General features: G+C 67.8%; 23 protein-coding genes, 1 tRNA gene and 1 pseudogene. 7 read left to right on the top strand and 18 right to left on the bottom strand.

The genetic code is table 11. The features are described 5' to 3' along the window. Positions 1 to 14 precede the first annotated feature (14 nt). On the bottom strand, positions 15 to 491 hold the full coding sequence (locus ACG0Z3_RS15040; protein WP_394398807.1) for an Lrp/AsnC family transcriptional regulator: 477 nt from the start codon (positions 489 to 491) through the stop codon (positions 15 to 17). Positions 492 to 630: 139 nt separating this feature from the next. On the opposite strand from ACG0Z3_RS15040, the gene glmS reads away from it, so the two are divergent. The 4 genes from glmS to ACG0Z3_RS15020 all read left to right on the top strand — a co-directional run bounded on the left by glmS (position 631) and on the right by ACG0Z3_RS15020 (position 3,771). Continuing rightward, the gene (gene glmS, locus ACG0Z3_RS15035) at positions 631 to 2,496 is read left to right on the top strand and encodes a glutamine--fructose-6-phosphate transaminase (isomerizing) (protein WP_394398805.1); all 1,866 of its coding nucleotides are present in this window, start codon (positions 631 to 633) and stop codon (positions 2,494 to 2,496) included. A gap of 331 nt (positions 2,497 to 2,827) precedes the next feature. After that, the gene (locus ACG0Z3_RS15030) at positions 2,828 to 3,040 is read left to right on the top strand and encodes a cold-shock protein (protein ID WP_394398803.1); all 213 of its coding nucleotides are present in this window, start codon (positions 2,828 to 2,830) and stop codon (positions 3,038 to 3,040) included. 50 nt (positions 3,041 to 3,090) lie between these two features. Then, the gene (locus ACG0Z3_RS15025; protein ID WP_394398801.1) at positions 3,091 to 3,312 is read left to right on the top strand and encodes a hypothetical protein; all 222 of its coding nucleotides are present in this window, start codon (positions 3,091 to 3,093) and stop codon (positions 3,310 to 3,312) included. A 108-nt stretch (positions 3,313 to 3,420) separates the two neighbouring features. Further along, on the top strand, positions 3,421 to 3,771 hold the full coding sequence (locus ACG0Z3_RS15020) for an RNA recognition motif domain-containing protein (RefSeq protein WP_394398799.1): 351 nt from the start codon (positions 3,421 to 3,423) through the stop codon (positions 3,769 to 3,771). A gap of 42 nt (positions 3,772 to 3,813) precedes the next feature. On the opposite strand, the gene ACG0Z3_RS15015 is transcribed toward ACG0Z3_RS15020, so the two are convergent. The 8 genes from ACG0Z3_RS15015 to ACG0Z3_RS14980 form a co-directional block, all read right to left on the bottom strand. Further along, positions 3,814 to 5,169, bottom strand: coding sequence for an MFS transporter (locus tag ACG0Z3_RS15015; RefSeq protein WP_394398797.1), 1,356 nt, complete (start codon positions 5,167 to 5,169; stop codon positions 3,814 to 3,816). Positions 5,170 to 5,235: 66 nt separating this feature from the next. Next, on the bottom strand, positions 5,236 to 6,015 hold the full coding sequence (locus ACG0Z3_RS15010) for a 1,6-dihydroxycyclohexa-2,4-diene-1-carboxylate dehydrogenase (RefSeq protein WP_394398795.1): 780 nt from the start codon (positions 6,013 to 6,015) through the stop codon (positions 5,236 to 5,238). An 8-nt stretch (positions 6,016 to 6,023) separates the two neighbouring features. Continuing rightward, positions 6,024 to 7,031: a benzoate 1,2-dioxygenase electron transfer component BenC gene (gene benC, locus ACG0Z3_RS15005; protein ID WP_394398793.1), complete on the bottom strand. Its 1,008-nt coding sequence runs from the start codon at positions 7,029 to 7,031 to the stop codon at positions 6,024 to 6,026. Between the two features lie 13 nt (positions 7,032 to 7,044). Continuing rightward, entirely contained in the window at positions 7,045 to 7,536 is a 492-nt protein-coding gene (gene benB, locus ACG0Z3_RS15000) for a benzoate 1,2-dioxygenase small subunit (protein WP_394398791.1), read from the bottom strand. An 11-nt stretch (positions 7,537 to 7,547) separates the two neighbouring features. Beyond that, entirely contained in the window at positions 7,548 to 8,963 is a 1,416-nt protein-coding gene (gene benA / locus ACG0Z3_RS14995) for a benzoate 1,2-dioxygenase large subunit (protein WP_394398789.1), read from the bottom strand. Between the two features lie 92 nt (positions 8,964 to 9,055). Then, entirely contained in the window at positions 9,056 to 9,970 is a 915-nt protein-coding gene (gene catA, locus ACG0Z3_RS14990) for a catechol 1,2-dioxygenase (protein ID WP_394398787.1), read from the bottom strand. A 34-nt stretch (positions 9,971 to 10,004) separates the two neighbouring features. Then, the gene (catC, locus tag ACG0Z3_RS14985; protein ID WP_394398785.1) at positions 10,005 to 10,295 is read right to left on the bottom strand and encodes a muconolactone Delta-isomerase; all 291 of its coding nucleotides are present in this window, start codon (positions 10,293 to 10,295) and stop codon (positions 10,005 to 10,007) included. A gap of 22 nt (positions 10,296 to 10,317) precedes the next feature. After that, the gene (locus ACG0Z3_RS14980) at positions 10,318 to 11,442 is read right to left on the bottom strand and encodes a muconate/chloromuconate family cycloisomerase (RefSeq protein ID WP_394398783.1); all 1,125 of its coding nucleotides are present in this window, start codon (positions 11,440 to 11,442) and stop codon (positions 10,318 to 10,320) included. 128 nt (positions 11,443 to 11,570) lie between these two features. On the opposite strand from ACG0Z3_RS14980, the gene ACG0Z3_RS14975 reads away from it, so the two are divergent. Then, the gene (locus ACG0Z3_RS14975; protein ID WP_394398781.1) at positions 11,571 to 12,521 is read left to right on the top strand and encodes a LysR family transcriptional regulator; all 951 of its coding nucleotides are present in this window, start codon (positions 11,571 to 11,573) and stop codon (positions 12,519 to 12,521) included. On the opposite strand, the gene ACG0Z3_RS14970 is transcribed toward ACG0Z3_RS14975, so the two are convergent. Genes ACG0Z3_RS14970 through ACG0Z3_RS14950 form a run of 5 tightly spaced genes read right to left on the bottom strand, consistent with a single transcriptional unit; the run spans position 12,491 to position 17,060 of the window. After that, positions 12,491 to 13,660 (bottom strand): benzoate/H(+) symporter BenE family transporter, encoded by a 1,170-nt coding sequence (locus ACG0Z3_RS14970; RefSeq protein ID WP_394399178.1) that lies wholly within the window; start codon positions 13,658 to 13,660, stop codon positions 12,491 to 12,493. The genes ACG0Z3_RS14975 and ACG0Z3_RS14970 overlap by 31 nt on opposite strands. 5 nt (positions 13,661 to 13,665) lie before the next feature. Beyond that, on the bottom strand, positions 13,666 to 14,466 hold the full coding sequence (locus tag ACG0Z3_RS14965) for an alpha/beta fold hydrolase (protein WP_394398779.1): 801 nt from the start codon (positions 14,464 to 14,466) through the stop codon (positions 13,666 to 13,668). Further along, the gene (pcaF, locus tag ACG0Z3_RS14960) at positions 14,463 to 15,668 is read right to left on the bottom strand and encodes a 3-oxoadipyl-CoA thiolase (protein ID WP_394398777.1); all 1,206 of its coding nucleotides are present in this window, start codon (positions 15,666 to 15,668) and stop codon (positions 14,463 to 14,465) included. Before pcaF ends, ACG0Z3_RS14965 begins: the two co-directional genes overlap by 4 nt. Further along, entirely contained in the window at positions 15,665 to 16,348 is a 684-nt protein-coding gene (locus ACG0Z3_RS14955; RefSeq protein ID WP_394398776.1) for a 3-oxoacid CoA-transferase subunit B, read from the bottom strand. Before ACG0Z3_RS14955 ends, pcaF begins: the two co-directional genes overlap by 4 nt. A 10-nt stretch (positions 16,349 to 16,358) precedes the next feature. Beyond that, positions 16,359 to 17,060, bottom strand: coding sequence for a 3-oxoacid CoA-transferase subunit A (locus ACG0Z3_RS14950; protein WP_394398774.1), 702 nt, complete (start codon positions 17,058 to 17,060; stop codon positions 16,359 to 16,361). 213 nt (positions 17,061 to 17,273) lie between these two features. Between ACG0Z3_RS14950 and ACG0Z3_RS14945 the strand changes: the two genes are divergently transcribed. Together ACG0Z3_RS14945 and ACG0Z3_RS14940 are read left to right on the top strand one after the other, a co-directional pair. Then, complete coding sequence (locus ACG0Z3_RS14945) at positions 17,274 to 17,999, top strand: recombinase family protein (RefSeq protein WP_394398772.1); 726 nt, start codon at positions 17,274 to 17,276, stop codon at positions 17,997 to 17,999. Between the two features lie 58 nt (positions 18,000 to 18,057). Beyond that, a tRNA-Met gene (locus tag ACG0Z3_RS14940) sits at positions 18,058 to 18,134 on the top strand. A 166-nt stretch (positions 18,135 to 18,300) separates the two neighbouring features. On the opposite strand, the pseudogene ACG0Z3_RS14935 reads toward ACG0Z3_RS14940, so the two are convergent. From ACG0Z3_RS14935 to tnpB, 4 genes and pseudogenes are all read right to left on the bottom strand, one after another. Further along, a pseudogene (locus tag ACG0Z3_RS14935) lies at positions 18,301 to 18,414 on the bottom strand (type I restriction enzyme endonuclease domain-containing protein); the annotation flags it as partial. 85 nt (positions 18,415 to 18,499) lie between these two features. Further along, a complete protein-coding gene (locus ACG0Z3_RS14930) occupies positions 18,500 to 18,748 on the bottom strand; it encodes a hypothetical protein (protein ID WP_394398770.1) in 249 nt (82 codons plus the stop codon). Beyond that, positions 18,745 to 20,445, bottom strand: a complete 1,701-nt coding sequence (gene tnpC, locus ACG0Z3_RS14925; protein WP_394398768.1) for an IS66 family transposase — start codon at positions 20,443 to 20,445, stop codon at positions 18,745 to 18,747. Before tnpC ends, ACG0Z3_RS14930 begins: the two co-directional genes overlap by 4 nt. 93 nt (positions 20,446 to 20,538) lie before the next feature. After that, positions 20,539 to 20,859 carry an IS66 family insertion sequence element accessory protein TnpB gene (gene tnpB, locus ACG0Z3_RS14920; RefSeq protein ID WP_394398766.1) on the bottom strand — a complete coding sequence of 107 codons (321 nt, stop codon included), beginning with the start codon at positions 20,857 to 20,859 and terminating at the stop codon, positions 20,539 to 20,541. Positions 20,860 to 20,987: the final 128 nt, after the last annotated feature.

Below are 20,987 nucleotides of genomic sequence, written 5' to 3'. Positions count from 1 at the left end.
GGCCCGCCAAGCCCTCAACGGTCAAGCGTCGGCAGGGGCACCTGCGTGGTGAACTTGGCCCGCTTCACGCTGAAGAAAGCCTTGATGTTGCGCACGTTGGCATGCTGGGTCAGCAGCCGTTGCGTGAGGGCGTGATACGCCGGCATGTCGGCCACCTGCACGACGAGCACGAAGTCCGGACCCGGCGACACCCGCCAGCACTGCTGCACGGCGGGCTCGGCCACGGCCAGCGCCTCGAAAGCGTCCAGGTGCTCGGCGCCCTGGCGGTCCAGCGTGATCTCCAGCAGCGCCTGCAGCCCGGCGCCCAGCTTGGCCGGCGACAGCAGCGCCACGCGGCGCTCGATGACACCCTCGTCCACCAGCCGCTTCACGCGGCGCAGGCAGGTGGCCGGCGACACGGCCGCCCGCGCGGCCAGGTCCTGATTGCTGAGCGCGGTATCTTCTTGCAGCACGGCCAGCAGGCGCAGGTCGACGACATCAAATTCAGGCATGCTCAGCTTATTTTTGAACGAATATTTCACACCACCATGGCGGTGAAATATTCCATCGGAGATGGATGAATTTTGCACACATTCGCCATCACATAGTGCCTAGCATGCGCGCCATTCCTCAAGAACGGAGAACCCACCCATGTGCGGCATCGTCGGCGCGGTCAGTCAGCGCAACATCGTCCCCATCCTCGTCGAGGGCCTGAAGCGGCTGGAGTACCGCGGCTATGACTCATGTGGCGTGGCGGTGCACCAGGACGGCGCACTGCGCCGCGCCCGCAGCACCTCGCGCGTGGCCGAGCTGCAGCAGCAGGCCGACCAGGACGGCATCGCCGCCGGCACCGGCATCGCCCACACGCGCTGGGCCACGCACGGCGCGCCGGCCGTGCACAACGCCCACCCGCACTTCTCGACCGGCCCGGGCGCCGACACGCAGGCCGTGGGGCGCATCGCGCTGGTCCACAACGGCATCATCGAGAACCACGACGAACTGCGCGCCGAATTGAAGGCACGCGGCTACGTGTTCCACAGCCAGACCGACACCGAGGTCATCGCCCACCTTGTCGACCACCTGTACGACGGCGACCTGCTGGACGCCGTGCAGCAGGCTCTGCCGCGCCTGAAGGGCGCCTACGCGGTCGCGGTGTTCTGCCGCGACGAACCGCACCGCGTGGTGGCGGCCCGTGAAGGCTCGCCGCTGGTGCTGGGCGTGGGCCAGGCCGATGGCGAGAACTTCGTGGCCTCCGACGCGATGGCGCTGGCCGGCGTAACCGACCAGATCGTCTACCTGGAAGAAGGCGACGTGGTGGACCTGCAGCCGGGCCGCTACTGGATCAGCCGCCGCGACGCCGACACGGGCCGCTACGCCGCCGTGGCGCGCGAGGTCAAGACCGTGCACGCCCACAGCGGCGCCGCCGAGCTGGGCCCGTACCGGCACTACATGCAGAAGGAAATCTTCGAGCAGCCCACGTCCATCGCCAACACGCTCGAAGCCATCACCAGCATCAGCCCCGAGCTGTTCGGCGATGGCGCCTACCGCGTGTTCAGGGAGATCGACAACGTCCTCATCCTGGCCTGTGGCACCAGCTACTACTCCGGCTCCACGGCCAAGTACTGGCTGGAGAGCATCGCCAAGATCCCGACCTCGGTCGAGATCGCTAGCGAGTACCGCTACAGGGACAGCGTTCCCAATGAGCGCACGCTGGTCGTCACCATCAGCCAGAGCGGCGAGACGGCCGACACCATCGCCGCGCTCAAGCACGCGCGCAGCCTGGGCATGCCGCATACGCTGACCATCTGCAACGTGGCCACCAGCGCCATGGTGCGCGAGTGCGAGCTGGCCTACATCACGCGCGCCGGTGTGGAGATCGGCGTCGCGTCCACCAAGGCCTTCACGACGCAGCTGGTGGGCCTGTTCCTGCTGACGCTGGCGCTGGCCCAGACGCGCGGTCACCTGACCGAGGCGCAGGAAGCCGAGCACTTGAAGGACCTGCGCCACCTGCCCGTGGCCGTCCAGGCCGTGCTGGCGCTGGAGCCGCAGGTCATCGCGTGGAGCGAGGAGTTCGCGCGCAAGGAGAACGCGCTGTTCCTGGCCCGCGGCCTGCACTATCCCATCGCGATGGAGGGCGCGCTCAAGCTCAAGGAGATCACCTACATCCACGCCGAGGCCTATGCCGCGGGCGAGCTCAAGCACGGCCCGCTGGCGCTGGTCACGGCTGAGATGCCGGTCGTGACCGTGGCGCCCAACGACGCGCTGCTGGAGAAGCTCAAGAGCAACATGCAGGAAGTGCGCGCCCGCGGCGGCCAGCTCTACGTCTTCGCCGACGGCGACACCGCCATCGAGAGCGAGGCCGGCCTGCACGTCATCCGCATGCCCGAGCACTACGGCGCGCTGTCCCCCATCCTGCACGTGGTGCCGCTGCAACTGCTGGCGTATCACACGGCCTGCGCGCGCGGCACCGACGTCGACAAGCCACGCAACCTGGCGAAATCGGTGACTGTGGAGTGAGCGCTGGCCGCGCCTGACGAGTGCGTCAAGTCGGTGTGCAGAAGGGGCTGCCAGGCCCCTTTTTCTTGCCGCGCCGCACCGTCAGCCGGCGCCCTGGCGCGCAGGTCCGGCGGCGAGGAGCTTGACAGTCGTGCTAACCTATCGGCATAGATTCGCGCAAGACCGTTTTCTCAAGGTCTTTACTGCAGCCCCGCAGGCCACCTCCTGGCCCTTCTCGCGAGCGGCTCGCTTCAGCAACTCCCCGGTGATTGTTCTTGAGTGTTTCTGTCTCTGCCAGGCCTGGGAGCCTGCGGAGGGTTTTCTCCATCTCAACTTTTCCAAAGGAAACACCATGACAACCCAAACCGGCACCGTGAAGTGGTTCAACGACAGCAAGGGCTTCGGCTTCATCACGCCGGACACCGGCGGCAAGGACCTCTTCGCCCACCACAGCGAGATCAAGAACGGCGGCGGCTTCCGCACGCTGGCTGAAGGCGCCAAGGTGGAATTCGAAGCGACGCAAGGCGCCAAGGGCCCGCAGGCGTCCAACATCCGCACGCTTTGAGCGTGCCATGGGCACCCGCCAGGTGCCCCGTCTCACACAACAAGAACAACTTGCACAACAACAAGAACAACATCGAACTCGGGCGCTTTGTGATCTGCCCGATGTCCCGAGCACGGAAAGACGGCGCCTTCGATGCGCTCGTCTCTATCCGGTCCGGCCGAGGAATGGCCAGCGTAGACCGCGTCATGTGCTTTGTCCCGAAATTCAGCAGCACGCACGCGGCGCTTCGCTATGCGCGCGAGCACGGCCTGGCCTGGGCGCGTTGCCATTGAGCTGGCCCGCCCGCCTGGGCGAACGCTGATGCCCGTGGAACCTCCACGCGAACGTCCCGTTCGCACGCCTGCATCGCGACGATGCATCTTCATCACTTGAAAGCCAACATGAGCCGCAAGATCTACGTGGGCAACCTGCCCTACTCTGTCACCGACGCCAGCCTCAAGAGCAACTTCGCCGAGTTCGGCGACGTGTCATCGGCCCGGGTCATGATGGACCGCGACACCGGTCAGTCCAAGGGCTTCGGCTTTGTCGAGATGACCACGGCAGACGCCGCCCAAGCCGCGATCACTGCGCTGCACGGCGTGTCGGTCGATGGCCGCAGCATCGTCGTCACGCTGGCCAAGCCGCGCGAGGAGCGCGCCGCGCCCAGCACCCGCAGCGACACCGGCTACCGCGCCAGCAACCGCCGGGACGTGGGCTACGGCAACGGCGGCTTCGGCGGCGGCCGCTACTGATCGAGTCCCGCGCGCAGCACTGAAACGATCAGTGCTGCGCCTTCAGCGTGCGTCTGGCGCCAGCGTCCAGCGCATCTGGCGTGCCGACGCGCTGGCACGGTCTGCCCAGGCGAAGGCGCCCATGGCGATGCAAGCCACCAGGCCCGTGAACGCAAACACCAGGAAGTTGACCTGCAACGGCACGGCCATGCCCAGCAGTGCGCCACCGAGCACGGGGCCGAGGATGGCGCCGTTGCGGCCCACGCCCGACGCCCAGCCCAAGCCCGTCGAGCGGATGGCCAGCCCGTAGAACTGCGCGCCACAGGCGTAGAGCAGGATCTGCGAGCCGATAGTGGTGGCGCCCGCCACCGCGATCAGCGTGTACAGCAGCCAGCTCGGGCTGTTGAAGCCCAGCAGGCCGATGGACACAGCGGCCGTGGCGAAGAACAGCACCAGCACGCGAGGCAGGTTGAAGCGGTCACCCAGCCAGCCGCCGCCCACGGCGCCGAAGATCGCGCCGAAGTTCAACACCAGCAGAAAGCTCAGCGACGAGCCCAGGCCGTAGCCGGCCTGGTTCATCAGCTTGGGCAGCCAGGAGTTCAGCGCGTAGACCATCAGCAGGCAGCTGAAGAAGGCAATCCACAGCATCAGCGTGCGCAGCGCGCGGCCATCGCGGAACAGCTCCAGCAGCGGTGCGCCACCGGCCTTGAGCGCCGGCATGGTGAGGATCTGGCCTGGCTGCGAGCGGTGGCTGGGCTCCACGCGTTGCAGCATGCGCTGCGCCTCGTCGATGCGGCCCTGGCGAATCAGGAAGCCGACCGACTCGGGCAGGAACTTCATGATGATGGGCAGCAGCAGCAGCGGCACGCCGGCGACAAAGAACACCGACTGCCAGCCATGGCTCGGCAGCAGCACCATGCCCAAGCCCGCCGACAGCATGCCGCCCACCGAGTAGCCGCTGAACATGATGGCCACCAGCGTGCTGCGGATCTTGCGCGGCGCGTACTCACTCATCAGCGCCACCACGTTGGGCATCACGCCGCCGATGCCCAGGCCGGCGATGAAGCGGCACAGCCCGAACTCCGTCGGGTTACGCGCCAGGCCGTTGAGCACGGTGAAGCCGCTGAACAGCACGACGCAGATCGTGATGGCCTTCTTGCGGCCGATCTTGTCGGAGAGCGGCCCGAACAGCAGCGCGCCGGCCATCATGCCGAACAGCGCATAGCTGCCCAGTGCGCCGGCCTGCAGCGGCGTGAGCGCCCATTCCTTCATCAGCACTGGCAGCACGACACCGTAGATGACGAGGTCATAGCCGTCGAAGATGATGATGAGGGCGCACCAGAACAGCACCATCCAGTGAAAGCGGTTGAAGCGCGCGTCGTCGATCACGCGCGACACGTCGATGGTTTCTCGGCTCATGGCCTGTCTCCGTGGTTGTTAAAAAAGCAAAGCCCCGTCTTTGCGGGGCTTGTCAGGGGAACGCGCTCAGCCGAGATCGCCGCCGCCGACAGGCAGCGTGACGCCGGTGATATAGGCCGCCTCTTCGGAGGCCAGGAAGAGGATGGCGCCGACCTGCTCGTCGATGGTTCCGTAACGCTTCATCAGCGAGGACTCGACGGTCTGGTCCACGATCTGCTGGTACCAGGCCTTCTCCTGCTCGCTTTGCGGCGCGGCGTTGCGCGGGATGCGGCGCGGTGGTGCTTCGGTGCCGCCGGGGGCTGTGGCGTTCACGCGCACACCGCGTTGCGCGGTCTCGAAGGCCAGGCACGCGGTCAGCGCATTCACGCCGCCCTTGGCCGCCCCATAGGGCACCCGGTTCACGCCGCGCGTAGCGATGGATGACACATTGACGATGGCGCCGCGCCCCTGCTCCAGCATGGCCGGCAGCGCCGCGCGGCAGCACCAGAGCGTGGGAAAGAGCGAGCGCCGCACCTCGGCCTCGATCTCGCGCTCGCCGTAGTGCTCGAAGGGCTTGGCCCAGATCGTGCCGCCGACGTTGTTGACCAGCACGTCGATGCGGCCGAAGCGCTCCAGCGTGGCAGCCATGACGGCGCTGCAGTCAGCGAAATTCTCCAGATCGGCCGTCAGCGTCAGCACGCGGCCGGCCGCGCCGGGCAGCGCGCGCAGCTCGTGCACGAGCTCGGAGCGGTCGACGGCGGCCACTTGCGCGCCTTCGTCCAGCAGCCGCTCGACGACACGGCGGCCGATGCCTTGCGCGGCGCCGGTGACAACCGCCGTGCGGTCAGTGAATCGTTGTGAACTCATGGCGAACCTCAGGCGCTGGCGGCGAACTTTTCGTAGAAGAAGTTCGCGGGTTGCAGTCCTCGCTCGCGGATGTAGAGGCTCACGGCCTCCACCATCGGTGGCGGGCCGCACAGGTACACGTCCACCTCGCCGTCGTGCAGGTGGGCCGGCTCCAGGTGCTGCGTCACGTAGCCCTTCTTGGGCCAGGCGCTGTCTTCGCTCGCAACGCAGGCGGTGAAGGTGAACTGCGGAATGCGCGCGGCCAAGGCCTCGAGCTTGTTCATCTCCACCAGGTCGGCGTCGTGCGTCACGCCGTAGATGAGGTGCACCGGGTACGGCGTGCCCTGCTCGGCGATCTTCTCCAGCATGGCGGTGAAGGGCGCCAGGCCCGTGCCGCCGGCCAGCAGCAGCAGCGGGCGCGTGATGTCGCGCAGGTAGAAGCTGCCCAGCGGCCCGGTCAGCGTCATCGCGTCGCCAGTTTTGGCGAGCTGCGTCAGAAAGCTGCTCATCAGCCCTCCGGAGACGTTGCGGATCAGGAAGCTCACCTCGCCATCCCGCGGCAGCGAGCTGAAGGAGTAGGCGCGGGTCTGCGTGCTGCCCGGCACCTGCAGGTTCACGTACTGGCCCGGCAGGAAGGCCAGCTTGTTCAGCGCCTCGCCTCGCAGCGACAGCGAGATGGTGCTGGGCGACAGCTGCTCCACGCGGCTGATGGCCGCATCAAAGCGGGCCTGCTGCGTGCGGCACACGGCGGACGACGCCGGCACGCGCACCACACAGTTGCTTTGCGCGCGCATCTGGCAGGTCAGCACGAAGCCCTGCTTCGCTTCCAACTCGCTCAGCGCGTCGTCGATGTACTCGCCCATTTCATAACGGCCCGACTCGGCGAAGCATTTGCAGGTGCCGCAGGCGCCGTCACGGCAGTCCAGCGGCAGGTTCACGCCGTGGCGGTAGGCGGCGTCGGCGACGGTCTCGGTGGTTTTGGCGTCGATGAAGCGGGTCACCCCGTCCTCGAACTGCAGTGCGATCTGGTGAGTCATGGCAGCGTCCCGATCAGACGTGATAGACGTCGACGACGTGGTGGATGTAGTCGTTCTTCAGCACGATGTGCTTGCGCTTGATGAGGGGCGCGGGGCCCGTCGTGTCCAGCGTGTAGTGCGAGGTGCCGAAGTAGCTGTCCGTGGTCTTGTAGCGGTAGCTCAGCGTGTGCCAGTTGAAGCGCAGCTGCACCTCACCCTCGGTCTGCGACAGGATCTCGAGGTTGTGCAGGTTGTGGCCCGTGCGGGGTTCCGGCATGCTGGCCGCGGAGCGCTCGGTCTTGATGCGGAAGACGCGGTCCTCCAGCCCGGCGCGGCTCGGGTAGTAGATGAGCGAAATCTCGCGCTGCGGGTCGGTGGTGAGCTGGTCGTCGTCGTCCCACGACGGCATCCAGAACTCGGCATCGGGGTGGTAGCAAGCCAGCCAGTCGTCCCACTGGCGGTCGTCCAGCAGGCGGGCTTCGCGGTACAGGAAAGCCTGCGCCTGCTCATGGGTCAGGGTGCTCATGGAGGTCTCCTTCAGGCGCTGTGGTGGCAGCTGTCGCCGTGGGCGTGGTCGTGTCCGCAGCCCACGGGCGCGCCTTGCGCGCTCTTTTGAACGGCCTGCAGCAGGCTCTGCTGCCAGTAGCGGTGCTGCTCGGTGTAGAGGCCTTCGTCTTCGGTCTTCACGCCGCTGAGCACGGGCTTGAGGCCAATCTCCTGCGCGGCCGGGTCGGCGCCCTGCACCCAGTGCGTGGCGCCGCGGCACATGTCGTTCCAGGGCAGCGCGATGCCGGCATAGCCCTGCTGACAGGCGCGGAACTCCTCCAGGTCGTCCGGCGTGGCCATGCCGGTGGCGTTGAAGAAGTCCTCGTACTGGCGGATGCGCCGCGTGCGGGCTTCGGCCGGCTCACCCTTGGGTGCGATGCAGTAGATCGTCACCTCGGTCTTGTCGACCGCGATGGGGCGCAGCACGCGGATCTGCGAGCTGAACTGATCCATCAGGTAGACGTTGGGGTAGAGGCACAGGTTGCGCGAGTGGTTGATCATCCAGTCGGCCGTGGCCTGGCCGCAGCGCTCGACGAGCTCGGCGCGCTGCTTGAACGCGGGCCGGTCCTCGGGGTTGGCCCAACGCGTCCACAGCAGCATATGGCCGTGCTCGAAGCTGTAGAAGCCGCCGCCCTGCTTGGCCCAGCTGCCAGCGTCCATCGCCTTGATGTTGTCGCCGGCGGCGGACTGCTTGCGGTGGTTGGTGGTGGCCGCGTAGTTCCAGTGCACCGAGCTGACGTGGTAGCCGTCCGCGCCGTTCTCGGCCTGCAGCTTCCAGTTGCCGTCGAAGGTGTAGGTACTCGACCCGCGCAGCACTTCCAGCCCCTCGGGGGACTGATCCACGATCATGTCGATGATCTTGGTGGACTCACCCAGGAACTCGGTCAGCGGCAGCACATCCGGGTTGAGGCTGCCGAACAGGAAGCCGCGGTAGCTCTCGAAGCGCGCCACCTTCTTCAGGTCGTGGCAGCCGTCCTGGTTGAAGGACTCGGGGTAGCCCGCCTCGTTCGCGTCCTTCACCTTCAGCAGCTTGCCGCTGTTGTTGAAGGTCCAGCCGTGGAAGGTGCAGGTGAAGTTGGCCTTGTTGCCCTTCTTGTGCCGGCACAGCGTGGCGCCGCGGTGCGAGCAGGCATTGATGATGGCGTTGAGCTCGCCAGCCTTGTTGCGCGTAATGACGATGGGCTGGCGGCCGATCTGGGTCGTCAGGTAGTCGTTCACGTTGGCGATCTGGCTCTCGTGGGCGAGGTAGATCCAATTGCCTTCGAAGATGTGCTGCATCTCCAGGTCAAAGAGCTCCGCATCGGTGAAGGCGGCGCGGTGCAGCTTGTAGACATGGCGGGTCGTGTCCTCGACCAGCATGCCGGCCAGGCGCTGCTCGAGGTCCGCGGGGGCGGTGGCGTGGGTCATTGGCGTCTCCGTGGTGTGCGCGCAGCGCTCCGCGCGCCCCACCGGTCACGCCGGTGGGCGGGAGCTGCAGCGTTCGTGGGAGGTGTGGCGCGTCAGGCGGCGGCGCGCGGGCGGGCGAAGTCGGTGGCGGGGGCCTTGACTTCATCGCTCAGGAGGTCGAAGTCGAAGCTGATCTCGTGGAAGGGTTGGTCCACGCCCAGCGCCTGCATCGCGACCGGGTCGGCGTTGGTGCGCACCGGCGGCACCAGGCCCTCGCGGGTGCCGAATGCGAAGTCGTCCCACAGGTGCGGGTCGGACTCGATGTTGATCTGCGTGGTGAGCTTGCGGTGGCCAGGGGCGCTAACGAAGAAGTGGATGTGCGCCGGGCGGTGGCCGTGGCGGCCCAGCAGGTTCAGCAGCTGCTCGGTGGAGCCGCCCGGGGGCACGCTGTAGCCCAGCGGCATGATGCTTCGGAACTGGTAGCGGCCGTTCGCGTCGGTCACGATGGTGCGGCGCAGGTTGAACGCGCTTTGCGACGGATCGAAGTAGGAGTAATTGCCCAGGTGGTTGGCATGCCAGGCTTCCACCTTGGCGCCGGCCAGCGGCTTGCCATCGGCACCGCGCACCACGCCCGACATGAGCACCACCTCGCCCGGCAGCGTGCCGTCATCCATGCGCGCCTCGCCCTGACAGACCGGCGCGCCGGCCACGTACAGCGGGCCCTCGATGGTGCGCGGCGTGCCGCCCTTCAGGCCGGCGCGGGCTTCGGCCTCGTCCATGCGCAGGTCGATGAAATGCTCCAGGCCGATGCCCGGCACGATCAGGCCCAGCTCGCCGCGGGCGCCCGCCTGGCCGAGGTAGTTCAGGCCAGCCCAGAACTCCTCGGGCTGGATGTCCAGGTCTTCCATCGCGAGCATCAGGTCGCGCAGCAGGCGGCGCACCACGGTCTTCACGCGGGCGTTGCCCGGGCCGGTCACGCCGGTGGTTTCAAAGCGGTCGAGCAGGGTGTCGATCTGTTGGGCATTCATGGTTTGTCTCCTGGTGTCGGTATGGGGGTTGGAATCAGCGGTCGTCGTCACGGATGGACGACGGGTGGCGACACAGCGGCACCACCTCGACGTCCATGTACGGAAAGAGCGGCAGCCCCGACAGCAGCTGGTGCAGCTGCTCAACGCTGTCCACATCAAAAATGCTCACGTTGGCGTAGCGGCCCGCCACGCGCCACAGGTGGCGCCACGTGCCATCGCGCATCAGGCCCTGGGCGACCTCGCGCTCGGTTTTCTTCAGCGCATCGGCTTCGGCGGCGGGCATCGTGGCCGGCAGGCGCACAGTCATCTCGACTTTGAACAGCATGGCGGTGTCCTCGGGTGGGGGTTCAGGCGCGACGCAGGCGCTTGAGCTTGTCGGTGTCCAGCGTGATGCCCAGGCCCGGCGTGGTGGGCAGCTGCAGCGCGAAGTCGCGGTACTGCAGGGGCTCCTGCAGGATTTCCTCGGTCAGCAGCAGCGGACCAAAGAGTTCGGTGCTCCAGGCCAGCTCGCCGAAGGTGCTGAACAGCTGGGCCGAGGCCATGGTGCCCACGGCGCCTTCCAGCATCGTGCCGCCGTACAAAGCGATGTTGGCCGCCTCGGCAATGGCAGCCACACGGGCCGCGCCGCGCAGGCCGCCGGACTGGTTGATCTTCACCGCGAAGATGTCCGCCGCCTGCGCCGCAGCCACCTCGAAGGCATCGCGCGGGCCGTGCAGGGCCTCATCGGCCATGATGGGGATGATGTTCGCGTCGGTCAGGCGCTTCAGGCCCAGCTTGTCATGCGCGACGATGGGCTGCTCCACCATGTCCACGCCCGCATCGGCCAGGCCGCGCATGCCATCCAGCGCCTCCGTGACCGACCACGCCTGATTCGCATCCACCCGCACGCTGGCGCGGGCGCCCAGCGCGGCCTTGATGGCGGCCACGTGGGCCACGTCGTCGCGCACCGCGCGCAGGCCGATCTTGAGCTTGAAGATGTTGTGGCGGCGCAGGTCCAGCATCTTCTCGGCCTCGGCAATGTCGCGGGCGGTGTCGCCGCTGGCCAGCGTCCAGGCAATCGGCAGGCTGCTGCGCACGCGGCCGCCGAACAGTTCGCTCAAGGGCACCCCGAGGCGCCGCGCCTGCGCGTCGTACAGCGCCGTCTCGATCGCGCACTTGGCAAAGCGGTTGCCCTGCACCTGGCTCGCCACGCGGGCGAGTTGCTGAGCCACGGCACTGGCGTCCTGCCCTTCCAGCAGCGGCGCGATGTAGGTGTCGATGTTGGCCTTGATGCTTTCGGGGCTCTCTTCGCCATAGGCCAGGCCGCCGATGGTGGTAGCCTCGCCCCAGCCTTCAATGCCGTCGGAGCATTGAAGGCGCACCAGCACCAGCGTCTGGTGGTTCATCGTTGCCACCGACAGGCGGTGCGGGCGGATCGTCGGCACATCCACCAGCAAGGTCTCGACGGCGTGGATACGGGGGCTGGACGACATGGTGGGCGGTGTCATGAAGGGAAAGTGAAGTGATGGTAGGAAGCGCCTTGCCCGCCGTCCAAGACCGTCTTAGACTGCCTTGATACCCCTTAGGTATTGAATAGACGATGCCCCAGCTGGGGACCCCCATGGACTTCCGCCACCTCAAATACTTCGTCGCGGTTGCCGACGAGCAGAACTTCACCCGCGCTGCCGAGCGGCTGCACATCTCCCAACCGCCGCTGAGCCGCCAGATCCAGGACCTGGAGGAGGAGCTGGGCACGCCGCTGTTCGAGCGCGGCTCACGGCCGCTGAAGCTCACCGACGCCGGGCGCTTCTTCTACGGCCACGCCACGCGGCTGCTGGAGCAGGCGGCGCAGGCGGTGCGCTCCACCAAACGCATCGCACAGCTGGAGCGGCGGCTGGTGGTGGGTTTCGTGTCGTCGACGATGTATGGCGCGCTGCCGCTGCTGGTGCGCAAGTTCCGCGCGGCCAGCCCGCAGACCGAACTCGCGCTGACCGAGATGAGCACCGTCGAGCAGATCGAGGCGCTCAAGACCGGACGCATCGACGTGGGTTTCGGTCGCGTGCGGCTGGACGACCCGTCCATCAAGCGCGAGATCCTGCGCGAGGAGCGCCTCGTGGTGGCCATTCCCGGCGAGCATGAGCTCGCACGCGACGAGGGCCCACTGACGCTTCACGAGGTCGCTCCGCACCCGCTGCTCGTCTACCCGCGCACGCCACGCCCCAGCTATGCCGACCAGGTGCTGTCGCTGCTACGCGACCTGGCGCTGGAGCCGGCCAGCGTGCTGGAGGTGCAGGAGATGCAGACCGCGCTCGGCCTCGTGGCCTCCGGCATGGGCCTGTGCGTGGTGCCCGCCAGCGTGCATCGCCTGCGGCCCGACGAGGTCGTCTACCGCCCGCTGGCCGAGCCGCAGGCCGTGTCGCCCATCATCATGAGCACGCGGCTGCAGGATCAGTCAGCCGACATCACGCTGATGCGCCAGCTCATCGACGAGATCTACGCCGAGCAGCGCGCCGCACTCGCCGCGCGCCAGGCGGCCGAGGCTCAGGCGCGCGAGGGCCTCAGCAGCACATAGGCCGCGCCGCCGAACACCACGCCCCAGAAGGCCGAAGCCAGCCCCAGGAAGTTAAGCCCCGAGGCGGTCGCCAGGAAGGTGATGAGGCCGGCCTCGCGGTGGGCAGCGTCCTGCACCAGCGCGGTCAAGTTGGCGCCGATAGCGCCCAGCAGCGCCAGCCCTGCCAGCACCGCCACCAGCGCCGGCGGCAGCGCCAGGAAGAGCGCAATGAGGCTGCCCCCCAGGCTGCCCGCCAACAGGTAGAACACGCCATTGGCCACCCCGGCCACGTAGCGCCGTGACGGGTCGGCATGGGCCTCGCGGCCGGTGCACAGTGCCGCCGTGATGGCGGCCAGCACCGTCGTGACGCCGCCGAACGGCGCCGTCAGCAGCGCCCCGAGGCTGGTCACCGCAAGGATGGGCCGGGCTGGCGTGGTGTAGCCCGCCGAGCGCAGGATGGCCATACCGGGCAGGAACTGGCCCGACAGGCTGACGAGCACCAGCGGCAGCGCCAGGCTCAGCGCCGACGCCCAGGACCATGCGGGCGAGATGAACTTCGGCGCGGCCAACTGCCACGTCAGCGCGCGCTCGGGCCATTGCCCGAGGGCCGCCGTCAGCACAAGCCCCAGCACCAGCACCGCCACCACGTGATAGCGCGGCCACAGCCGCTTGAACACGAGGTAGCCGGCCAACATGCCAAGGCCCAGCAGGGGCGCGGCCTCCACGGCCTTGAACGCCCGCGCGCCGAACTGGAACAGGATGCCGGCCAACATGCCGCTGGCAATGGCCGGTGGCAGGTGGCGCATGAGGCGGTCGAGGCTGCCCGTGAAGCCAATGAGGCCGATGAGTACGGCCGCCGTCAGGTAGGCGCCCACGGCTTCGTTCAGCGACAACCCCGGGAAAAGCGTGATGAGTAGCGCCGTGCCGGGCGCCGACCACGCGGTGATGACCGGCGCCTTCAGCCACAGGCTCAGCACGATGCCGCTCAAGCCCGCGCCCACCGAGATGGCCCAGACCCACGACGCCGTCATCTCGGGCGACACCTGGGCGGCCTGCGCAGCCTGGAACACGATGACCAGCGGCCCGGCGTAGGAGATCAACACCGCCAGGAAGCCGGCGGCAATGGCCGACAGCGAGGCGTCGCGGCGGAGCGCGGCCAGCACACTCAGCCTCGTGGCAGCCCGGCGAGCCAGGTGTCCACCGCGGTGGCGAAGGCGGCCTGCTGCTCCAGCACGCTCAGGTGTGAAGCGCCCGGCAGCACGACGAGCAGCGCGCCCGGGATGGCATCGGCGATGCGCTCGGCCATGGCGGGCGGCGTGCCGGCGTCCAGCTCACCGGCGATGACGAGCGCCGGCACGCCGATGGCCGGCAGGCGCCGCGTGGTGTCGACCTGGCTGATCGCCTCGCAGCAGGCGATGTAGCCGGCGGCGTCGCACCGCAACACGCGTTCCCGCCACAGCGCGACGGTGCCCGGGTGCGCGGTACGGAAGCCCTGGTGGAGCCAGCGCTGCAAGGCACCATCCACCACCGCCTCCAGGCCGCCCTGGCGGATGCCCTCGATGCGCTGCGCCCAGCCGGCCTGGGCCTCGGGCGGATAGCCTGAGGTCGTGTTCGCGAACACCAGGGCGCGCACGGCGCGCGGGTGGCGCAGCGCGAGTTCCTGCCCCACCATGCCGCCCATGGAGAGGCCCACCCATACCACCGGGCCCACGCCCAGGCGTTCGATCAACGCAGCCGCGTCGTCGGCCAGCATCGCCATCGTGTACGGCCCGGGCGGCGCCGCGCTGCGGCCGTGGCCGCGCTGGTCGTAGCGCAGCACGCGGTGGCCCTGGGCGCTCAGGTGAGCGCTCAGGTCGTCCCACATGCGCAGGTCGCAGCCCAGCGCATGGCTGAGCATGAGCGTGAGGCCCGACGGCGTGCCGCCCGCGGGCAGCAGCAGATCGTGATGCAGGTCGGCCTTGCTCACACCCGCTCCACGATGACGGCAATGCCCTGCCCCACGCCGATGCACATCGTGCACAGCGCGTAGCGGCCGCTGCTGCGCTGCAGCTGGTTCACGGCCGTCATCACGAGCCGGGCGCCGCTGGCACCGAGCGGATGACCCAGCGCAATCGCGCCACCGTTGGGGTTCACACGCGGGTCGTCATCGCGCAGGCCGAGCTGGCGCAGCACGGCCAGGCCTTGCGCGGCGAAGGCCTCGTTGAGCTCGATGACGTCCATCTGGTCCAGCGTGAGGCCCGCCTGGGCCAGCACCTTCAGCGTGGCCGGCGCCGGGCCGATGCCCATGATGCGCGGCGCCACACCGGCCGTGGCCATGGCCACCACGCGGGCGCGCGGCGTGAGGCCGTGGCGCGCGGCGCTGGCCTCGTCGGCCAGCAGCAGCGCGCAGGCGCCGTCGTTCACGCCGGAGGCATTGCCAGCGGTGACGGTGCCGTCTGGCCGCACCACGGGTTTGAGCTTGGCCAGCGTGTCGAGAGACGTGTCGCGTGGATGCTCGTCCTTCGCCACCAACAGGGCGTCACCCTTCTTCTGCGGCACGCTGACGGGCGTGATCTCGCTGTCGAACACGCCGGCCTGCTGCGCCGCGACGGCCTTGCGTTGTGAGGCGAGCGCCATCAGGTCCTGGTCTTCACGGCCAATACGGAAGTCGGTGGCCACGTTCTCGGCCGTTTCGGGCATGGCGTCCACGCCGTACTGGGCTTTCATCAGCTTGTTGACGAAGCGCCAGCCGATGGTGGTGTCGTACACCGCGTTGGCGCGGCTGAAGGCGCTCTCGGCCTTGGGCATCACGAAGGGGGCGCGGCTCATGCTCTCCACGCCGCCGGCAATCATCAAGCCGGCCTCGCCGCTCTTGATGGCGCGGGCGGCGCTGCCCACGGCATCCATGCCCGAACCGCACAGCCGGTTGACCGTGGCGCCCGGCACAGCCATGGGCAGGCCGGCCAGCAGAGCCGACATGCGGGCCACGTTGCGGTTGTCTTCACCGGCCTGGTTGGCGCAGCCGTAGATCACATCGGTCACGACTTCCCAGTCCAGCTGCGGGTGGCGTGCCATCAGCGCGCGCAGCGGCACGGCGCCGAGGTCGTCGGCGCGCACACCGGAGAGGCTGCCGCCGTAGCGGCCGAAGGGCGTGCGCAGGGCGTCGCAAATGTAGGCGTGGCGGGTCATGCGGCTTCCGTCAGCGTGTGGGCGGCCAGCAGGTGAACGCCGGGGGTCAGGGCTTGCAACGCGCTCAGGCTGAGGCCCGGGGCGAGTTCCACGACGACCGGCCCCTGCGGCATGATTTCGATCAGCGCGAGGTCGCTGTAGAGGCGGCTCACACACGCCATGCCGGTAAGCGGGCAGGTGCAAGCAGGCACCAGCTTGGCCTCGCCGGCCTTGGTGAGGTAGTCCATCATCACGAAGGTCTTCTTGGCGCCGATGGCCAGGTCCATCGCGCCGCCCACGGCGGGAATAGCGTCGGGCGCACCGGTGTGCCAGTTGGCGAGGTCGCCGCCGGCTGACACCTGGAAGGCGCCGAGCACACAGTAGTCGAGGTGACCGCCGCGCATCATCGCGAAGCTGTCGGCATGGTGAAAGAAGCAGCCACCCGGCAACAGCGTGACGGGCTGCTTGCCGGCGTTGATGAGGTCGTAGTCCTCCTCGCCGGCTGCGGGCGCGGGGCCCATGCCGATGACGCCGTTCTCGGAGTGCAGCACCACCTCCTTGCCAGCGCCCAGGTGGTTGGCCACGGCCGTGGGCAGGCCGATGCCGAGATTGACGACGGCGCCGTCGGGGATGTCGGCGGCCACGCGGGCGGCCATCTCGTCGCGCGTCCATCGGCGCACGCCGTTCAGAAGTTCAGTCATGGGATCTCCTTCAGGCCGCCTGCTTGAAGCCGCCCGCGCGCGTGGCGGCGCGCGGCACGAGCACCAGGCGCTGCACGAAGAGGCCCGGCGTGACGATGGCCTCTGGGTCCAACGCGCCGAGTTCGACGATCTCGTGGACGCTGGCGATGGTGGTGGTGGCCGCCATGGCCATGATGGGGCCGAAGTTGCGGGCCGTCATGCGGTAGCTCAGGTTGCCCCAGCGGTCGCCGCGCTCGGCCTTAATGAGGGCGACGTCCGCCCTGATGGGTGACTCCAGCACGTACATGCGGCCGTCGATCTCGCGCGTCTCCTTGCCTGCGGCCAGCACCGTGCCGTAGCCGGTGGGCGTGAAGAAGCCGCCTATGCCGGCGCCCGCCGCGCGGATGCGCTCGGCCAGGTTGCCCTGGGGCACCAGTTCCAGCTCGATGCGGCCAGCGCGGTAGAGCGCGTCGAAATGATGGCTGTCGGCCTGTCGCGGGAAGGAGCAGATGATCTTGCGCACGCGGCCGGCGGCCAGTAGTGCCGCCAGACCGGTGTCACCGTTGCCCGCGTTGTTGTTGACGATGACGAGATCGCGCGCGCCGCCGTCGATGAGCGCCTCGGTCAGTTCATTGGGCAGGCCGGCGGTGCCGAAGCCGCCGATCATCACCGTGGCGCCATCGCGCACATCGGCCAGTGCCGCCGCTGCGGACGCCGTCCTTTTGTCGATCATGCTTGTGTCTCCTGGCGCTGCGCCGTGCCGGTGCAAGGCACCGCCCGTCCGGCGCAACATCGACAGGCATCCTAGGGAGCGGCCCTGCGGACGTCCAAGACTGCTTGGGACGGGTTCGATACCCGCCAGGCATCGAACCCGCGCGGATGCCGCCACGAGTCTCGCGCCTGCGCTGTCCGACCACGCGCACTTCATGAGCCTGCCCCGGCAGCCATGCTGCAGACGATGTGGATGTATCCGCGCAGCCGATGCAGCAAGCCATCGAACCCAAAGCCGCGACGACACGACCATCGGCTCAAAGCACAGAAACGACAAAGCCGGGGAGCCACGGACAGCAGTTACAAGGGGAACGGGGAGCATCGCGGCGTGCGCTTCATCGGCACGGCCGATAGCTACGACACCGAGACCAAAGGCCGCAAGGTCATGCGCATCGCGCGTGGCCTGGTGAACGCGCTGTATCTCGATGATCTCCGCGAGAGAACGCATCGCGGCCTGGCCGGGCAGTTCGAACGCGGCTTCCACGCTGGCGGCCGGGTCTACGGATGCACGAGCGCCGTCGCCGAGGACGGGCAGAGCCGGCGCATGGTCATCGACGAGACCGAAGCGGCGGTGGTGCGCTGGGTCTTCGAGCAGTTCGTCGATGGGCACAGCGTGCAGCACATCGTCCACCAGCTCAACAAGCGGGGCACGCCCAGCGCGCGCGGCAGCACCTGGGCGCTGAGCGCGGTGCAAGGCAGCAGCGCGACCTTCTGCCAGTACTCGTCGAGCTACTGCTTGAGTGCCTCGGCGACGGGCTGGGCTCTCTTGAGTCGTAGGGCGCGACGGTCACTTTTTTCAGGGCTGCGGCATCACGCGTTTGAGATTCAGAACGACTGCCTGCGGTGTGGCGGCATGGAGGGGTCAGGGCCTGTGATGGCGCAACAGCGGAGCATGGTCTGAGGTATTTTCGAAGTTCTTGTGCGCGACGCAAAAAGTGCGCTATACTGCCAGCTTCAGTCGCGGGGTGGAGCAGTCTGGTAGCTCGTTGGGCTCATAACCCAAAGGTCGTCGGTTCAAATCCGGCCCCCGCAACCAAGAAATACCAAGTCCGACAAGGACTTAGCAAAGCCCGCCAAGTGCGGGCTTTGTCGTTTCTGGCTCCATGGCCCATCTGTGGCCCAGACTTGGCCCATGCGTGGCCCTGGCCGTTTTGATGGTGCGGCGAAACGACCATTGGGACATGGCCCGCGTTTTTGACTGGCTATGACCAGCTCTCCCCCAACGCCTGCGCCTGCTGCAGCACCAACTCCACCGCCGCGTCCTGCATGTCCGGCGGGTACTTGTACTTGCGCAGGATGCGCTTGACCTGTTGGCGCCGACCGAACTTTGAGCCCAGTTTTCGGTCGGCGTGAGCGTCTGGTCAGACCATCTTGAAGATCGGTACTGAGCGGCTAGCTATCTCACCTTGGTGAAGTGGGCGTGGTGAATGGTAGGTCGTAGACCTCGTCAACAACCTCGCCGTTCTCGAAGAACTTGCCGACGGCGCGATCAAGACGACGCAGCAACGCGGTCAGCGCTTCACCTTTTTCGCGTACGAGCAGGGCGACGACATTTTCGGCGTCACGCGCAATCGCAACGAAGGGATAGCCATCCTCTGGGCCGATAGAGACGTCGCCACCGTCCTCGATCAAGATCTCGAGGTTGTTCATGTGACGACGCTCGATCGGAGTTGCCACCGATGCGGCAGCAGCTCTTCGAGACGGCCGTTGAGCTGCGTTGGCAGCCGCTCCAGCACGTCGCGCAGGTAGGCCCAGGGCTCATGCCCGTTCGGGCGCGCCGACTGCACCAGGCTCATGATGATGGCGGCGCGCTGGCCTGCGAGTTCACTGCCCACGAACTGCCATGCCTTGCGCCCCATGGCCCACGGTTTGATCTGCCGTTCCAAGTGGTTGTTATCAAGCGCCACGGCGCCGTCCTCGAGGTGGTGCGTGAGCGCGGTCCAGTGGCCCAGCGTGTAGTTGATGGCCTTGGCCGTCGCGCTGCCGTCTGCAACCACGCGCCGCTCGAGTTCCAGCCACTGGCGCAGCTCGTCCCATAACGGCTTGGCCAGGCGCTGTCGCTGAGCTCGGCGCTCGTCGTCGCTGAGGTCTTTGAGCTCCCCCTCGACTTGGTAGATGCGAGCGAACCTGCGCAGCGCGTCCAGCCCCACGGGGCTCGTGCCGTCTTTCGTCAGCTCTTCGAAGTTCCGGCGCGCGTGGGCAGCGCATGCCGCGCTGATGCGCCCGGGGAAATGCTGCGGGTCCACGACGGTGTCGTACGCGCCATAGCGGTCGGTGAGCAGCGTTCCCGACCATCGTCGCTCGCCGAGCCTCTCGTCGCCGTTCAGGAACGCGACCGGGTATTGAGCGCCGCGTCCTCGACAGAACTCGTAGATGACGCCTGGCGCCGCGTCGTGCCAACTTCGCGCGTAGGCCCACATGTAGGCCCGGCGCGTCTTGCCTGCTCCGGGGTCCAACAAGGCCACCGGCGTCTCGTCGGCGTGCACGACACGGCAATCGAGGATGAAGCGCTTGTGAAGTTCGTACAGCGGCTCCAGCGCCGCGCCCACCTGACCCGTCCCGGCCGCCAATGTCGAGCGCGGGGTGTGCACGCGAGAGCGCGCGTTGATGCTCTCCTGCCGGTAGTACGGCACGTGATCCACGAAGCGGCTGATGGCCGTGTGCGCCAGCAGCCCGCTGGCCGCAATGCCGCTCTCGACGATCTCCGGCACGCTCGGCGCCTGCCTGAGGACCTGGCAGTGCCGGCACGCCCACTTGCCGTAGATGTGACGGTGAACGAAGAACTCGGCGGGCACGATGTCCAGCCGCTCAGTGACGTCCTCACCGATGCGCTTCATGGGCCGTCCACAGTCCTGGTCTTGGCAGTCGGTGCTGTCGGGCTCATGGCGATGCTCGACGCGACGCAGGTGCTCCGGCAGAGCCTGGCGACGCGGTTTGCGCGGCGCCTTGGGCTTGGTGCCAGCCGCGGCGGCAGCAGCAGCCTCGGCTTCACGGCGCAGCTGCTCCAGCTGGGCCTGCAGCGCGGCTTCGTCCTCGGCCAAGGTTTCTTCGAAGAGACGCCGCTGGTCAGCGTTCATGGCCTCGGACTTCGCCCCGTAGGTCCAGCGCTTCAAGCGGGCCAGCTCGAAGTTGATCTTCTCGATCTTGGCCTCGCGCAGGGCGATCTCGCGGTCCTTGCGCTGCAGCAGCGCGTCGCGCTGGGCGAGTTCGATATCTCGCGCCGCGAGGGTCTCGTCATGCTCTGACAGCTGCTGCGCCTGGTCTTGCACCTGCTGCTGCAGCTGAGCGATGAGCGCGGCGACCTCGGGCGAGAGGCCCTGAGGACTGTTGGGAGGGAGACCACGCATGCCAAGCATGCGTGGCATCGTGCCAGAGCTCGCCGATGGGAGCGATCGGCACATGCACTGTCAACCGATTCACGGCCGACGTGCGCGCATTGCTCAGGCCCGCATGATGGCGCTCAGCTCGGGCAGGCGCTGCCAGGGCAGGCCCAACACCAGCGCGTCGAACTGCGCCGGTGTGAGCGCCAGCGAGGGCGTGACGTTGGCTGTCACCGGCCACACGAAGCGGCCGGCATTGAGTCGCCGGGCAGCGCACCAGATGCCGAAACCGTCGTGCACGAGCAGCTTGATGCGCGTGCCGCGCGCATTGGCGAAGAGGTAGCCGTGGTGGGCCTGAGCGACACCGAATACCTGTACGACGCGGGCGAGCAGTCGCTCGGTGCCAGCACGCATGTCGATGGGCTCGGCCGACAGCCACATGGTGAGCGTCCAGTCGCGCCACCTTGACCAGTTCGGGGCGCGAAGCTATCTGACTGCTGAGACCGATCCGACGAAGGCGATGCACTCCACGAGGTTGAGCGTGGCAAGCACCAGGTACTTCTCAGCCT

The organism is Pelomonas margarita (genome assembly GCF_043555875.1).
GTDB lineage: Bacteria > Pseudomonadota > Gammaproteobacteria > Burkholderiales > Burkholderiaceae_C > Pelomonas > Pelomonas margarita.
Note: the sequence above shows the minus strand (reverse complement) of the source record. Positions and strands in the feature narration are given on the sequence as shown.